17 protein-coding genes are annotated in these 14,722 nt (G+C 61.6%); 4 read left to right on the top strand and 13 right to left on the bottom strand.

Annotated elements, in window-relative coordinates:
- Window positions 1–2: 2 nt before the first annotated feature.
- From HU720_RS03100 to HU720_RS03160, 13 genes are all read right to left on the bottom strand, one after another.
- The gene (locus tag HU720_RS03100; RefSeq protein WP_186517148.1) at window positions 3–998 is read right to left on the bottom strand and encodes a major capsid protein; all 996 of its coding nucleotides are present in this window, start codon (window positions 996–998) and stop codon (window positions 3–5) included.
- A gap of 61 nt (window positions 999–1,059) precedes the next feature.
- Complete coding sequence (locus tag HU720_RS03105; RefSeq protein ID WP_186517150.1) at window positions 1,060–1,407, bottom strand: head decoration protein; 348 nt, start codon at window positions 1,405–1,407, stop codon at window positions 1,060–1,062.
- Window positions 1,404–2,555 carry a head maturation protease, ClpP-related gene (locus HU720_RS03110; RefSeq protein ID WP_186517152.1) on the bottom strand — a complete coding sequence of 384 codons (1,152 nt, stop codon included), beginning with the start codon at window positions 2,553–2,555 and terminating at the stop codon, window positions 1,404–1,406. The genes HU720_RS03105 and HU720_RS03110 overlap by 4 nt, the downstream gene beginning before the upstream one ends.
- Entirely contained in the window at window positions 2,552–4,030 is a 1,479-nt protein-coding gene (locus HU720_RS03115; protein ID WP_186517153.1) for a phage portal protein, read from the bottom strand. The genes HU720_RS03110 and HU720_RS03115 overlap by 4 nt, the downstream gene beginning before the upstream one ends.
- Complete coding sequence (locus HU720_RS03120) at window positions 4,027–4,233, bottom strand: hypothetical protein (protein WP_186517154.1); 207 nt, start codon at window positions 4,231–4,233, stop codon at window positions 4,027–4,029. The genes HU720_RS03115 and HU720_RS03120 overlap by 4 nt, the downstream gene beginning before the upstream one ends.
- A 1-nt stretch (window position 4,234) precedes the next feature.
- Complete coding sequence (locus HU720_RS03125) at window positions 4,235–6,271, bottom strand: phage terminase large subunit family protein (RefSeq protein WP_186517155.1); 2,037 nt, start codon at window positions 6,269–6,271, stop codon at window positions 4,235–4,237.
- 4 nt (window positions 6,272–6,275) lie between these two features.
- Entirely contained in the window at window positions 6,276–6,827 is a 552-nt protein-coding gene (locus tag HU720_RS03130; RefSeq protein ID WP_186517156.1) for a hypothetical protein, read from the bottom strand.
- Between the two features lie 149 nt (window positions 6,828–6,976).
- Window positions 6,977–7,324 carry a phage holin family protein gene (locus HU720_RS03135; protein WP_186517158.1) on the bottom strand — a complete coding sequence of 116 codons (348 nt, stop codon included), beginning with the start codon at window positions 7,322–7,324 and terminating at the stop codon, window positions 6,977–6,979.
- Between the two features lie 206 nt (window positions 7,325–7,530).
- A complete protein-coding gene (locus HU720_RS03140; protein WP_186517160.1) occupies window positions 7,531–8,079 on the bottom strand; it encodes a hypothetical protein in 549 nt (182 codons plus the stop codon).
- Between the two features lie 325 nt (window positions 8,080–8,404).
- Entirely contained in the window at window positions 8,405–11,149 is a 2,745-nt protein-coding gene (locus tag HU720_RS03145; protein WP_186517162.1) for a bifunctional DNA primase/polymerase, read from the bottom strand.
- Window positions 11,146–11,349, bottom strand: coding sequence for a TraR/DksA C4-type zinc finger protein (locus tag HU720_RS03150; RefSeq protein WP_186517164.1), 204 nt, complete (start codon window positions 11,347–11,349; stop codon window positions 11,146–11,148). Before HU720_RS03150 ends, HU720_RS03145 begins: the two co-directional genes overlap by 4 nt.
- On the bottom strand, window positions 11,342–11,830 hold the full coding sequence (locus HU720_RS03155) for a phage regulatory CII family protein (protein WP_186517166.1): 489 nt from the start codon (window positions 11,828–11,830) through the stop codon (window positions 11,342–11,344). Before HU720_RS03155 ends, HU720_RS03150 begins: the two co-directional genes overlap by 8 nt.
- 215 nt (window positions 11,831–12,045) lie before the next feature.
- Window positions 12,046–12,252, bottom strand: a complete 207-nt coding sequence (locus HU720_RS03160) for a Cro/CI family transcriptional regulator (protein ID WP_186517168.1) — start codon at window positions 12,250–12,252, stop codon at window positions 12,046–12,048.
- Between the two features lie 25 nt (window positions 12,253–12,277).
- Between HU720_RS03160 and HU720_RS03165 the strand changes: the two genes are divergently transcribed.
- The 4 genes from HU720_RS03165 to HU720_RS03180 all read left to right on the top strand — a co-directional run bounded on the left by HU720_RS03165 (window position 12,278) and on the right by HU720_RS03180 (window position 14,712).
- Window positions 12,278–13,063 (top strand): XRE family transcriptional regulator, encoded by a 786-nt coding sequence (locus HU720_RS03165; protein ID WP_346656550.1) that lies wholly within the window; start codon window positions 12,278–12,280, stop codon window positions 13,061–13,063.
- Between the two features lie 293 nt (window positions 13,064–13,356).
- Window positions 13,357–13,866, top strand: coding sequence for a hypothetical protein (locus HU720_RS03170; RefSeq protein WP_186517170.1), 510 nt, complete (start codon window positions 13,357–13,359; stop codon window positions 13,864–13,866).
- The gene (locus tag HU720_RS03175) at window positions 13,863–14,108 is read left to right on the top strand and encodes a pyocin activator PrtN family protein (protein ID WP_186517172.1); all 246 of its coding nucleotides are present in this window, start codon (window positions 13,863–13,865) and stop codon (window positions 14,106–14,108) included. Before HU720_RS03170 ends, HU720_RS03175 begins: the two co-directional genes overlap by 4 nt.
- Before the next feature lie 85 nt (window positions 14,109–14,193).
- Window positions 14,194–14,712, top strand: a complete 519-nt coding sequence (locus HU720_RS03180; RefSeq protein WP_186517173.1) for a hypothetical protein — start codon at window positions 14,194–14,196, stop codon at window positions 14,710–14,712.
- The last annotated feature ends 10 nt before the right edge of the window (window positions 14,713–14,722 follow it).

The following is a 14,722-nucleotide window of genomic DNA, read 5'->3' on the forward strand; positions in this document are numbered from 1 at the left end:
GATCAGAGCGTCAGGCGGATGACGGCACGGGGACGGGTGCAGATGTGCAGCGGGTTGGACTGTGCCTCACCGTCGATGCCTTTGCCGAATGGCATCTCTTCGATCTTGCTGTAGTACGGCAGACCCTCGGTATTGACCGTCTCGATGTAATCCGCCGGTGCGTAGATCGAGAGGAACAGGTCCGAAACGCCCTCGGGCACCAGACGTGCTTCATCGTCGGCAACATAGGCGTTGCCGCCGACCTTGCCGCGGTAGCGCTCCCAGCTGATGCCGCCGAAGTCGAACGACTCGCGACCGTCGCCCCGCAGGGATGCGGCCTGCTGGCTGCCCTTGTAGGTATCGACAATCGACTTGTGGGCGATCAGCTTCTTCCAGAACGTCTTGCCACAGAAAGCACGGGAGCCGGTGGTGGTGACGTTGCCGAGGGCATCCTCCTGCATGTCCAGCGCGTCCACGCACTGGGCCTGGACGTTCGACTCTTGATCGTTGAGGCCCATGGCCAGCTTCTGCTGGGACACGCCAAACACCTTGTAGATGTCCAGCAGCACCGTGGCGCCATCGGCATCGAGCACCTTGCCGTTGAGCGCACCCATACGGTGAAATTCGTGGGTGGCATCCAACTGGCTGCGCGCCTTGCTCAGTCGCTTGTTAACCACGGCCTGAACGGCCTGCAACTCCGTCAAAGCACCGAACGCACGAATGCCCTGGATCTCATCGGCCTTGATCGCGAAGCGCTGCGGCAGGTGAATGGTGTTGAACGGAATCAGCTGCCGCTTGCTGCCACCGACCACCAGGCCAGAGGTGCCGCGCTCGCCCGACGGTACCAGCGCGAGAATGTCGCCATCCTTTTCGATCTGGACGGTCAGGGTTGGAACGCCCTCTTCACGGAACAGCCCGAGCGCCGCCAGGCGGCCCGGCACATATTCCTGCTCGTTGATAGCCGCAGTCAGGGCTGCAACGCTGAAGGCATCGTCTTGAAAAATGGCAATCTCAGCCATGGGGTACTCCAGAAAGTAAGAACCCCGCACAGGGCGGGGTTGGGGGGAACAGAAGGTCAGGTCAGCGCAGGATGATGAAGTGCGCGGCCAAGGCTTTTTCCGCGTCGGCATCGATGCCGGTCAGCAGGGCTTCGCTGACCTCTGCCAGACGCACCACGGCGCGACCGCGACGGGTGGTATCCGACTCGCCGAGGGGGGCGAAGAGGATGCATACGGCGTTTTCGCTACCGTCCTCCGCCGCGGGGCTGTAGGCAGTGAATTCGCCACTCGCGGTGAGTCGCCCCAACACCTGCCCAGCAACCAGGGCCGGGCCAGCAGCGATGTTGATGGCTTCGCGGGAGATCTTCCCTGCCCCCTCGGAAAGCAAGAACTCACCGGCGTGGACCGGTTCGTGTTGGATGCTGCTCATGGTCGTGCTCCTTTGTTGGCGGCCTGCCGGCGGGCGGCCCAAATGCTGGATGGGTTCGGCAACTGCGCCTTGACCTTCTCCTGGTCGTCATCGGCCGGGGGCAGGCTGTTGTTGATTTCGAAGCCTTTGCCGGAACTGACCAGCTTCTCGAACAGCCGCGCCCGAACTGCGTCAGCGTCCAGGCCTGCGGCCACGTATTCTTTGGTCAGCTCGGGCAACCGCGCCGCGACACACAGATCGTGAATACCTTTGGCAGTCGCCAGCGCAGCCTGCACCGTGGCCTTGTCGACCAACTTGGTCGACGCAATCAGCGTCTCGGCCAGGTTGCCGATGCCGGCCTTGGTGCAGTCCTGGGTGATCATCAGAGCCAACGCCGTGGAGTCGCTGACGTCAGGTTTGGTCGGCGCCGGCGGCTTCACCTGGTCATCGGCCGGAGGCTTGCTGGCCAGTTGGTCGAGCAACGGCTGCGGGGTTTTCTGGTACCGGGCCATAGCCGCGCCATTACCCAGACACGCCCGCACCTGCACGCCGCTGCCGATCTCATCCACCAGCCCGAGCGCGAGCGCCTCCTCGGCGGTGAGCCAGCTTTCATCGTTGACCAGCCGCCGCAGCTCGGCTTCGTCAATATCAGGCGACTTGGCCTTGTAGGCCGCGATGATCACCTCGAACGCCTGATCGAGCACATCGGCCACCCGGCGCAGCTCATCGGCGTCGCCCTCGATCCAGGTATAGGGGTTGTGAATCATCAGGATTGCGTTCGATGCCATCACCACCCGGTGAGCGCCGCACACCGCAACGCTGCCCGCGCTGGCCGCCAAGGCGTCGATGCGGGCAGTGCAGCGCTCGCCCAGCCGGTTCAGTGCGTTATGGATGGCAACGCCCTCGAACAGGTCGCCACCGTTGGTGTTGAAGGCCACCTGCACCGGCGACACACCGTCGTCGACCGCTTTCAAATCACGGAGGAACTGGTTGGCGGTGATGCCCCAGCCACCGATCTCGCCATAGATGTAGATCTCGATCGGGCTTGGCTCGGCTTCAGCTGCGCCTTCGGCCTTGGTCGCGGCACTGATGCGGTACCAGTGCTGTTCATTTTCCTGCGGTGGCGTCGGCGCCTTATTGAAGACGCGGACTGGCTTCAATGGGGTCATGGTTTCTCCTTCTCGTCGGGGTCGTCGTCGACCGCCGACAACGTGCTGTACTTGATTCCCAGGTGCGTCGCCCTGGCGAGATCTGCGGCGTTTTCTTCGTCCACCACCTCGGCGTCAGTGCCGTTGCGCAAACAGGTCTCGCTGCGCGTGGTAAAGCCGGCAGCGATTTCCATCTGCCTGGACTGGACGTCCTGAACGGGGTGGATATAAGCCCAGCCTTGTGGCACCCAGCGCGTACGCTGGTATTCGCGGCGACGTAGCGAGTAGTCAGGCAGGTCGACCGCGCCGGCCAATACCGCCATGTCCAACCAGGCTTGCCGCACCGGGCGGCACAGCTGGTGGACGTAGACCTGGAATTGAAGCTGTTCCAGCCTGCGCCGGAACTCGGTAAGCACCACGCGGATGGCGCGGTCGTTGACGCCTTGCATGTCACCGGTCATCAGCTCGTAGGGCAAGCCGGTGCCAGCTGCTGCGGCCATGAGCTGCTGCCGCATGAAGTCGCGGTAGTTGTTGCCGGCGTCTGGCGGGTCGGAGAATTCGATCTCCTCCCCTGCGCCGAGCTCCTGCACCGTGCCGGGCTCCAGCCCCACCATGGGGGTGAAACCGTCCCGGTCGAGGTTGACGGGTGACCCGGTGATATCCAACTGCGGCGGGCCATCCGGCGCGGGCTTGCGAACGAAGCCTGCGAACAGGTTGGCCACTTCCTGCCGGAACAGCACAGCATCGTCGAAGTTGTCCAGGCTGCGCAGGCGCTTCAAAACAGGTGCCAGGCGTGGCACACCGCGCAGCTGCCCCGGCTCCAGCGGCTCGAAGACGTGCAGCATCTGCTCGGCGGGGACCCGTACCAGCTGGTTGTAGCCGACATTCAGCGAGGACTTGTCGCTGGGGTGGACCCGATAGCACCAGTACGCCACACGCCGGCCCATGGCATTGAACTCGATCCCGGCGCGAATGACGTTACCGAAGCGGGTCACCTCGAACTTGTCATGGGGAACGAACTCCGGCGCCAGGCACTGCAGTTGCAGCGGAACGGCATAGCCATCCTCCAGCCGGCGTGGACGCAGGCGGATGAAGCATTCGCCGGACTGCTCCACCGTGCGCGCCACCAGCGCCTGCAGACCGTAGAAGTCGGTGAGCTGATCGGCATCGGCTTCATCGACCCAGTCCTCCCACAGCACCTGCATGGCCTTGCGCACCTCTTTGTCGACCAGCTGCGGATGCGGCGTGATGCCGGTGCCGATCAGGTTGCTGACACGCTTGTCGATGACGTTGGCCGCGTATGGGTCATTGCGCACCGCGCTGCGGGAGCGAGAACGTAGATTGCGCAAGGCCGGCATGATCAGGCTGTTTACGCCGGTGTCCGGCGCATCCCACCCCGATGATCGCCGCCCCTCGGCGGCGCCTTCGTAGCTGGCCTTGATCCGCTCGGGCACCAGGATGCCCGAACGGCCAAGGGACATATAACGTGCGCTCACAGTCCCTTGCCCCCGTGATAGAGGCGAGTCACGCGCGAGCGCGGCCCGGCGGCCTTCACCAGCTCGGACTGGATCAAGTTGCGCGCCTGGATCAGTTCGTCGACCGTTCGATACTCGACAGTACGGTCCGAGTAGCGAACGATCTTTTCACCACGCGCGATCGCACGCTCGACGGTGGCGAGGTCTGCTTTTGTGTAAGCCATGTCAGCGTCTCTTCAGGTAACCGCTGGTGGAGCTGCGGCGTTGCGGGGGTTGGGGTGCGGCCCTTGGGGCCGGCGGTGGCGGATCACTGCGCCTGACCGGCGCCGGCGCAGGTGCTGGCGACGTCGCTTCTTCGTCCTGGTCGTCGTCATCCGGCTCTCGGGCCTGGGGCCGGGCTGGCGGCGGTTCGCTCTGGTCGAACAGGCTGGCCTGCGCGAGCGCTTGCCGCAGCTTGTCCCAGTCGTGCTCACCGTAGCGGTGAAGGCCAAGGAAGTTGGCCATGGCCAGGTTGTACACCATGAGGTCCAGCGCCTCGTTGCGCTCAGCCTTGCTCTTGACCCACTCGATCCGCTTGTAGCCCTTCACGTAGCGGGCGACCTTGCGTTCGGCCACGCACTGCTGGAAGAACTCGTCCGGCAGATCCTTGGCGAAGTGCAGCGCACCAGGACCTTGCTCGAAGCTGTAGCGGTTGTAGATCCAGTCTTTCGCCGTGTCGGTACCGACGATCCACAGCTCAGCGCCGTTGCGTTCGGTCTGCCCCTTCCAGGTGACATCCACCTGCGAGGGGCGCTGGGCGATCACAGGCCTGCCCGGCTTGCTCGCGCCCTTGAGCGCAAACACGTTGCGCCAGCGGCGCACACGGGTGAACTGGTAAACCTCGTGGGTGTGGTGGCCACCGGAGTCGATGCCGGTGGCCAGGATCGCCAGGCTGACGCCGCAAGGGTGCCGGTAGCGGATCTTGAGGCGGTCATCGAGCAGCGCCCAAGTGCGCTCGTCGGCCGGATCGCCAGGGATAACCTGATGATCGACGACCCAGCGCTCCATGCCAGCGCCCCAGGCCATGACCATCAGCTCCAGGCGGTTGGCCTGCACGTCGACGGAAGCCGTGAGCGCCAGCGCTCCAACGGGCAAGGTACCGAGCACGTAGTCTTCCTGCAGCGCGCGAGCCTGCAGCACTTCAGCCTTGGTCTGCTCGATCGCGCTATCCCAAACCTCGGCCAAGCGGGTGTTGTAGAACACCTGCATCGGCTCCAACTCACCGCGATCTGCAGCGCGCTTGGCTTCTTCAAACTCACGGGCCAGCATGGCCCAGGAGTGCCAGCCAAGCGGCGCGTAAAGCGCGTTGAGGTGAAAGCCCACCGTTTCGCCATCGCCCGTAGAATGGGAACGCCACTCCCCATTGGCCAGCATCTCGCCCTTCTGGTGCTCCTCGATCAGCACGTCGCATTCAGGCCCAGAACACTGATAGTGCACGGTACTGAAGTCGGCCGAGTACATCAGGCGCTCCCATTCCAAGCGTTGCATATGCCCACAGTTCGGACACGGAACGTAGTAGTACCGCTGATCACTCATCTCGAAGAGGTCGGCAATACGCGACGCGCCTTTGATCGTGGGTGAACTGGAGAAATAGAACTTGGCATTGCGGCCGAAGGTACTGCCCCGAGCCTCTGCCAACTTGATGGGGTCGCCCTCTTGGTCAACATCCACATCCCAACGATCAATTTCGTCGCCATAGACATACCTTGCCGAGAGCTCGGCAAGGTTGGCGGCCGAGCCTGCCGTGGTGGCGTACAACGTACCACCCTCGAATTCCTTGGTATCCATCGTGTTGCGGGCATCTCTGGAACGAGATGCCGCCACACGCGACTTCAACTCTGGAATCGCGGTGAGCGTCTTGCCGATCCTGGAAGACACCCGCTTCGCCAGCCCCAGGCTGGGCAACAGCGTCAAGATGTTGGACGGTGCCATGTGGATCAGCGCGCCGATCCAGTTAAGGGCGATCTGCGTTTTCATCAACTGCGACGCAACCATCGTGACCACCCGCTTAGACGGGTGGGCTGGGGACAGGCATCGCATGGGTTCGCGGGCATACGGCGTGCGCGCCGTGCGGTATTTTCCAGGCTCTGCGGCACCGGTATCACGCGGGATTCGCATGTAACCGTCGGCCCACTCATCGACCCAGAGTTCAGGATCAGGTTTCAGGCCTCGCATATACGCAGCATGGTGGACCGCCGCCCCGTCTGCGTATGGAAACTGCATAGGTTCAGCTCTGTGAGTGGATGGCCTGCTCGAATTCGGCAGCGGACATGGAGGCAGCGTCGTCCAGAACCCGCCGCAATGCGCTGGCAAGGATTCGCTCGATTTGCCACGGATCAGAGATGGTCGAAATTTCGGGCGCCAACTGCGCCGGGAGGGCGAGGACTTGATCGCGAATCATCCTGCCAGCCGAAAACGCTGCTTGATCCACGACGTCCACTTCTACCAGCGCGCCGTTGGCCTTGCGCAAGTTGGTCTCTGTCAGCTCCGCCTGCGCCAGTGCGAGCCGGGCTTTGGACTGCTGATAGCCCGGATGGACGACAGGGTATTGAATGTCCGGCGCTCGTTGGGAAGGCGCCGCTGCGGCAATTGGGGCCGCTTGTACATTCGAGTTGCGTCTACCAGGTTCGCTTGTCATCGCTAAGTATTCTTCGCTCGCGTCGACATCAACCAAACCGTCCGCGGAAAGAATCAAGCGCCCCTGTAGGACCAACTTGCCTACGTACTGCCGCGACCAGCCCTTGCTTTTCGCGTACTCGGTTCGAGTGAGGAATGTCATGTAAACCTCTGTCAACTCGGGGTGTAAACCTGTCAACCAATGTCAACCAACGTGGGAAAACCTGCCGCTAACAAAAAGCCGCGGGTTCCCGGTCCCGTACCCCAGCCATATCGCCAGGGTCCCCCGCCCCTCCCAGGATTCCGGGCGGGTCACTGACCCGGCTCGCCTGCCTGGGGCGGGACCTGCTCGAGGCCCAGGCGCTTGGCGGCCCAGCGCTCGTACAGGTTGATCGCCACGTCGGCGCCGGCCATTGCGGTCAGGCAGCCGACCGCTGCCGCCGCCCATACCGAAACCCCGAGGGCGTACAGCAGCATGTTGGTCGACAGCCCGCAAGTGACGCAGGCACCAGACCGTAGAGCCAAACGGCGAATCAATCCCCAGCCACTCATGCCCGCTTTGTCCGCACGCCACATCTCGCCCGACACACCGCCGACCAGGGACAAGACGATCACCATCCAGATCGGCAGTTCGGCTAATGCTTGTTGCTCGCTATTCATGTAAGCCTCGTTGGCAAAGCACGGCGCCGGAAAAAGAAAACCCCGCCAGGAGGCAGGGTTCTCGATGCACCGACAGGTCGGAGCGGCTGCACAGCACAGTGCTTGTGGGGGAAGCGCTTAAGCGCACCTTTGATATCGTGGCGCCTTTTTACATGCCACCGGAAAAACCGAAAAGAGGCAATTTTCGGTGCGTCACAATGTGGTCGCTATGTAGCATCAATGTTGCACGCAAGTTGCATTCTTACCCGACGAACGGTCTGTTGCCGAACCCGACCGGAGCGCGCCGCCAGGATGGCCAGCACCTGCAAATGCAGCGCTTTTACCCAGTTCCTGTAGGTCCGGTCGGCGTGCTCGGCCAGCCCGACCTCGCGCATCTGCTCCCGAACCGTGACCCGATGCAGATAGCGCAGCTCGGCCAGCTTGGCCAGGGTTACCCCTCGATCATTTCTGCGGGCCAACTCGGCGACCGCTGCATCCACTTCGGCAGCGGCGTGGTCGAGCCCTGCCCCCGCGATCAGAATGCGGGCGCCCGATGCCCCGGTGCGCGGCGCCGATCCCTTCCATTCCATGATCGTGCCCATCTGGCTGCCAAGGCTGGCACCCAACCCATACTGCCCACGCTGCTCGCCCCAGTGGCTCATCAGTTCGCCAACCAGGCGCAGGCGCTCAGCCGGATCAATCAGTGCCGCCATGTCCTGCTGGTGCTGGGCCAGTTGCACCAGGAGTTGAAGGCGTATTCCCGTGTCCATCGTCATCGCCCACCCCCAAAAATCACTACCCAACACAGAATCAGCCAACCCAACACAAACCCAACACAGCTCGAACCCAATGAAATCAATGGATTAGATGGGCATGTGTTGAGTGTGTTGGGTGTGTTGGGTTTATTGAGCGTCGCATAGAGATTTTTCACCCACCCGGAATCGCTGTTAAAAAAAACGCGCATGCGCGCGCGCGTGCACAAACCCAACACACCCAACACACTTGCACGCAACGCCACGGAATCCGGGACCCGAACCTGTGTTGGGTAGCCAAAAACAACCCAACACATACCCAACACACCCAACACACTTACGGACGGAATCATGCTGCCAACCTCTTGATGTGGTCCCAGGCGTCCACGCTCCAGCCAGCAAGCTTCGCTCTGGCGCGCCACTCGACGACATTCTTGCCCAGCTCGGCCGCCACAGCGGATGGGGGTAGGGAAGGATCGCCATCACTCGGAAAGAAGAACGCCGCGAAACGGCGGTTATTACCATCAGTCCAGGGGATAGCCCTCGTCTTCTCAACCTTCGCGCTGAACATCAGCGAGAATTTGGTCTGGCTCATGGTGTTCTCCTTGTTGTGGTGACACCACTCCAGGAACATTGCATAGATGTCCGAACTCAGGCAGCAGCCCCAGAGGCCGTGCCCCAGCTCGCCGGCGCGCCAAAGATAGAAAAAGGTCTGCCAGGCTGTGCGGCTCAGCTCGACCAAGCGCTGGCGAGCCTCTGTCTCAGGCGGACGGGTACGTTGATCGAACTCGCCCAGCTCGATGTCGAGCAGCCACCCATACAGGGCTGCGACGCCACCGTTGGCCAGCTCCCGAGCTATCGCTTTCTGCCGTTCGGGCGGCAACGTCTCCAGCGGCCACATCACCAACATGCGTCGGTCGCTCTCGCTGATCGGCCACGGCATGATCTCGTTGCTCAGGAACACCGAGTTCATGTGGTTGGCCTCTTCCCAGCCATTGATGAATTTCGACTCCATGCGCGTGGTCTTGCCGGTGATCATGTGTTTGATCTTGCCCACCTGGTTGTAACGCTGGTCACGGCTGACTACTTCTTCGAAAACCGCCCACAGCTTGCCGCTCTGCCAGGCGTTGAAACTGCCTTCGAGTTGGGTCTGGCCGACCGTGGCGCTATACCGGCCGTACAGCTCGCCCATGACGTCGGCGAACAGCAGGCTTTTACCCGAGCCCTCCATCGTCGAATGGAACAGGACCGCTGTGTCCATCTTGGCGCCCATGTGCTGCAGTGGGTACGCGAGCCACTTGATCAGCCAGTCCAATGCCACCGCGTCGTGGTTGCACAAGAACGAAATCAGCCAGCGCAGGTTCTCGCACGCGGCGTCATCACGCACCGGCTCAAGCGGCAGGCCCTCGAAGGTGTTGATGTAAACCGCTGGGTCCTTCGTCATAGTCGGGTCAAACACGATGTGGTCGACATCCACCACGCGGCGGTTGGGACTGTTCAGCCAAAGCTGGTATGCATCACCCAAGGCCATCTTGACGCTACCCTCGGGCAGGCGCCGCTTCTTCTCCCTGTCCCAGGCCTCCTTCGTGCCGTCGATGTACACATAGCGGTCGAGTGGGTCGAGGTTCAACGCCCCACCCTTCTTGCTCGACATCTTGCGGGCCTGCTCGAGCGCTTTGACTTGTTCGGCCGAGATCAGCTTCTTGTCCGTGCTCTCCATCCACTGCTTTGCAAGCGGCTTGCCGACCAAGGCTTCAAAGCCTGCTCGCTTCATCGACTGCCCTTTGTTCATGTCCCACACGTTCGTGGTGCCTTCGACCAGGGCGAAGCGGCGCTTGGCACTTTTCAGTACCAGACCTTCTTCCCCCTCCCCCCCGTTTGCCGAGGAGCCGGCCGAGCTGGGCTCAGCGTTCGCAGGTGTTTCAGGAGCAACACCCGCCTCGCTTTGGTCGGCCTGCTCGGTGACCGATGGGGCGCGGGGAAGCTCACCTAGCGGCGGCGGTGCCGGTGGGCGTGACTTCGCATCAATGCCGAGGATCTGAGCGGCAGCCTTGATGGCGGCCTTCTGGTTACCGCTGTGCTCCAGGATGCAGAACACATCGAACGCATCGTTCTTGTGCCCGTTGGCCAAGGGGTCGGAACTGTGGTGGGAGAAAAGCTTGCCGTCGATGATGCTGACGCCCGCCAGCCCGCTGCTACTTTGCGGGCAAAGCCACTTATCGCCCCGCCGCTCATATCCGTGGGCCTCGATCAGCGCCGCCAGGTCATGTGCCTGGTTGAACAGCGGAATCACTTCGGGCAAGTCGCGCCCATTGCGCACCGCTGCCAACTGAGGCTTCGCTGGAGCAGGCCGGGGAGCAGGTGCCGTGCGTGGCAGCCAGGGGCAAACGGCCTCAGCCTTTGGCTTGAACTCGTCCCAGCCCTGCCAGATCGCAAGCAGCTGCGCAGGCAACTCGGGAAGCCCGTCTGCTGATGGTGGTGTACGCCAGCTATACGGTTGCCCGGTACCGGGATGGATCGAAGGCGGCAGCACGTCTTGCACCAGGCCGGCGCGAAGCTCGAAAACGGGGATCTTCTTGAATGGCTCTGCGGCCATCTTCAACGCTGCCTCACGGGCGGCATCGCCGGCATCCCGTGCCGTCTTCACCTGCGCCATAAGCGCCTTGTGGATCGAGCCGTCAGGATCCGCTTGGCTCGGCCAGTTCAGCGGATGCCAGGTCAAATCGACACCATCGGGTACCCGGAACATCACGCGAAAACGCGCTGGGTTGCCCACGGACGTCGGGTACGCATCTGCGAGGGCGTCCAGGTCCATGCCGAGCAGTTCACTGAAGATCTGACGGGTGCATTGCAGATCGTCAACATCCAGCGAGCAGACGCGGCTAGGCCCAAGCACAACCCCAAGGTTATGGCTCGGACGCTTCGCCCAGAAGGTCTCAGCATCGGCGGCCGCGGTGAAGTAACCGCCAGGCTTGTTCCAGCCGTTCCCCTTCGGCCCCTTCTGTCCGGGCTCAATGGGAACCAGAGCCAGACCGAAGGTTTCAATGTAACGCCGCGCCCAATCAGCTGTAGTAGGGGTTGGGCGCCCGCTCATCGGCGGCGCTCCCGAAGCCCCTGGCAATCGACGCAGGTTTCGCAACCAGCGACCGATTGCTGGCGTGCCAGCGGGATCGGTTCATCGCAGTCTTCGCAGAACTGCGCGCTGGGCTTATCAGGTAGCCGCGCAAGCCGTTGGAGCGACAGCTGCAGGAAATACTCGGCGTGGTCGTTGGCAAAATCGACTGCATCAGCCATGGGCTTCGTCCTCCATCGATTCGCGCGCGCCCGCCATGATCGCCAGCACCTGGCGGATGACGTCCATACCGCGCTGCTCGAGGATCAACACCTCGGAAGCGGTCCAAACTTTGTCAGCAGCGCCTTCATGGAGACTGCCCACGAACTCGCCGGACTCTTCGAGAAGCTTTGCTACAGCCCGAAGCGCTTCGTTGGTGGCCGGCACCGCGTCAGGTCGGTACCACACTGCAGTTGCTGGGCGCACCAACGCATCCAGCAGGCGCGGATCGCCGGTCAACTGGATGATTTCTTCGAGTTCGTCAGGTGTCGGCCAGCGGCGCTCTTCGTTGTGATGGAGCTTCTTCTGCAGCGTGTCGACTTCAAGCCCCATGTCGAAGGCAAGCTTGGTGATTCCACCGTGATAGTCGCGACCTGCGCGATAGAGCGCCTGACGAAGGGTGAGCACCGGGCCTGCGCCCGGCAAAAGATCAATCCTGCTCATAACCGTAAATCCTCGGTTTACGGCCTAGTCATAGGGTCAGGCAAGACCTATCCTACGACCACGACCTGTGTGCTGTGCCTTGCGTGCTGTGCGGGCATGGCATGTGGTAATAGTCGTCCGGCCTTACTTGTGAGAGAGGACGCCGGACGACGAGAGTGATGGTGCGTTGTACTGTCATAGCTGAGCTGGGAGGTGAGAGTCCCGGCTCAGCGTTCTTACTGCGTTGCCTTTCGGCGCCGCCCAATGGGGCGAATTTCAACTGCCTGGCACTCGCCGGCTTCGTCAAAGCGCACACGGATATCGCGCGATGAATTCAGCATTTGCGAGACCGCGCTTTGGGTGACCCCAAGCATTTCAGCCAAACCAGGCTGACTCCTGTCCTTCGCGAAATCTCGCAAAGGCATACCAAACTCGCTTTCCATCCCAATGTCCTCAATGGGTTAGTGCGTGAATATTAGTATCACTTCTTTTTCTGCACAAGAAAAAAATAAGCACCACTCTTTGATCGAAATAAGGGACGCTTATAGTCTGGCAGACATGACTACCAGACCCCCGTACCAAGCTGAAGAAGCAGCTCGCCTCAAGGCGATTTATAGAGACCGAAAGGCAAAAGACCCCTCGCTCAACCAGGATCGAGTTGCGCATGAGTGCGGATGGTCCAGCCAAAGCGTGGTCAGCCAGTACATGAACGGCAAAATCCCATTGAACATCACCGCATTGGTTTCGCTGAGCCGGGCCTTGTCGTTCACTCCCGAGGAAGTAAGCCCGCGACTGGTCCAGGCGCATTACCTCGACGACGCGAGCCGAGCTGTTTCGAATACCACCACGATTGGGCCTGCCGGACGACTTCTTCCAGTGATCGGATACGTTAAAGCTGGGGCATTTTGCGAAGCTATCGAACACTTCCAGCCATCAGATGCAGAGGAATGGGTAGAAGCTGGAGGGCCTGCCGGACCGCGCTCCTTTATCCTCAGAGTCGAAGGGCTCAGCATGGAACCTGACTTCAAACCAGGTGAAAAGGTGGTCGTTGACCCGGATATGCAATGGGAAACGGGCGACTTCGTGGTAGCGAAGCGTACTCGCGATCAGGGCGTAACGCTGAAGCAACTGAGAATGGAAGGCAGCGAGTTCTACCTCTATGCGACCAATCCAGATTGGCCCGAACGCATCATCCGACTTGACGAAGAATGGACAATCTGCGGCAGGGCTCGTCGAAAAATAGTCGACCTCTGAACCCACCAAACCCGCCACAGGCGGGTTTTTTATTACCTCCATGCATCACAAATATCAGCAACACTGTTGACAGTTTAAATCAGTGATACTAATTTTGTCTCGGCTTCACCTCTCTCACCGAAGGGCCAAGACATGCAAACCGCACAGCACAACCCACCGTGCAAGATCTATTTGCACCCCATGACCTGTAACCGCCCCGCTCTCGTGGCAGCCTTCCAATACCGCACAGGCCTGTACATCGTTGCCACTGCTAACGGCAACGCCCAAGCCATCCCAGCAGCTGGGGGTGTCGCATGAGCGAGTTCAACATACCGCTCAGCCGCGTCATGGGCCTTGAGCGCACGGTAGAAATCGGCGGCACCACCAAGTGCACCCTGCGTCGTCCCGAGGCATCTCTGGACGCACAGATCACCGTCGAGAACGACGACACCACTCACTACATCAAGGTGGGAATGGGCGAGCTGGTCAGCTCGATGACCCTGCCCCGCTCGCTGGCGACCAAGTGGCAATCCCTTCGCGAGTTCCTGCAGGACCTGGCCAACGGTCGAGCCGATTCTGGGACTCAGTCCGAAGAAGCGATGGCACTCATGGAAGCGCAGGACAGCGTTAACGAAGTGCTGCACACCGGCCAGATCGCCTACGTCATCACCACCGTGAACCGCGCCCTCCCACTGGGCGTGGTGGTAACTAATGACGAAGGCGAAGTCTGCGCCGCCGTTACCGGTGCCAACAAAGAGCACCTCGCCGCCGCCGTGCGCGCGAAGCTCTGGCCCGGCCACGAGGGGCTCGGGGAGTACGTATGAGCACGCTAGATCAACTCCACCGCGAGTGGCCCAGCATCCACCTGACCCTGACGGAAGTGAGAGAGCGCTATTTCCCTCACCTCGGCTCTGACCGGTACTTCAAGACATTAATCAATAAGGGCCGCATCGATCTTCAACTGAGCAAGATCACCCCGTCGGGGAAAGCACAGCACGTGGTTTATCTGCACAACCTTGCTGACTACCTCGACCGACAAGTTGATCAGGCCAAGCGAACCGCTTGAAACAGACCGCCCCGGCAATCAGGGGCAGCCAGCCCGCCACCGGCTCTCACTTACCCCGGCGTCGGGCATTTTTGGAGCACAGCACATGCAACCGCACCAGTACGCACTCGCCGCCGGCATCCTCTGGCTGCTTACACTCATCGTCATGCCGTACCTCTTCGCGAAAGCGCGCCATCTCGCCTACGAACGGGGCTTTGCAGACGGCAAGCTCGCTCACCAGCACACGCTGAAACTGCAGCTGCAGGAAGCGAAACGAGATCAGCAAGCGCTGCGCACAGAGCTTGAAGACGTCCAGCGGAATTGCGCAGAGCAGCTGGACGCCCGCCAAGCCAAAATTGCAGGCCTCAAGGCCTGCATCGCCGAGCTAGAAGCGCGGATCATGTCCTACACCGGGCTCGCGGCGACCAGGGCCGACCACGACAAGCTGGTTGGCGCTGCCGACACCCTACGCCTTGCCCAGCGCACTCTCACCGCGCTGAAATCGGAGCTCCAAGCTGCACGAGCAGGCGCCCAGGCTGAAGCGGTTGACGAGCTTGCCAAACGCATCCACGCCCAACTGCGCACCACGCCGGCCAGCGCTGCAACCACGGGGGTTGCAGCATGACCAAGCCAAT

Source organism: Pseudomonas sp. SWRI51 (genome assembly GCF_014268825.1).
Classification (GTDB): Bacteria; Pseudomonadota; Gammaproteobacteria; order Pseudomonadales; family Pseudomonadaceae; genus Aquipseudomonas; species Aquipseudomonas farsensis.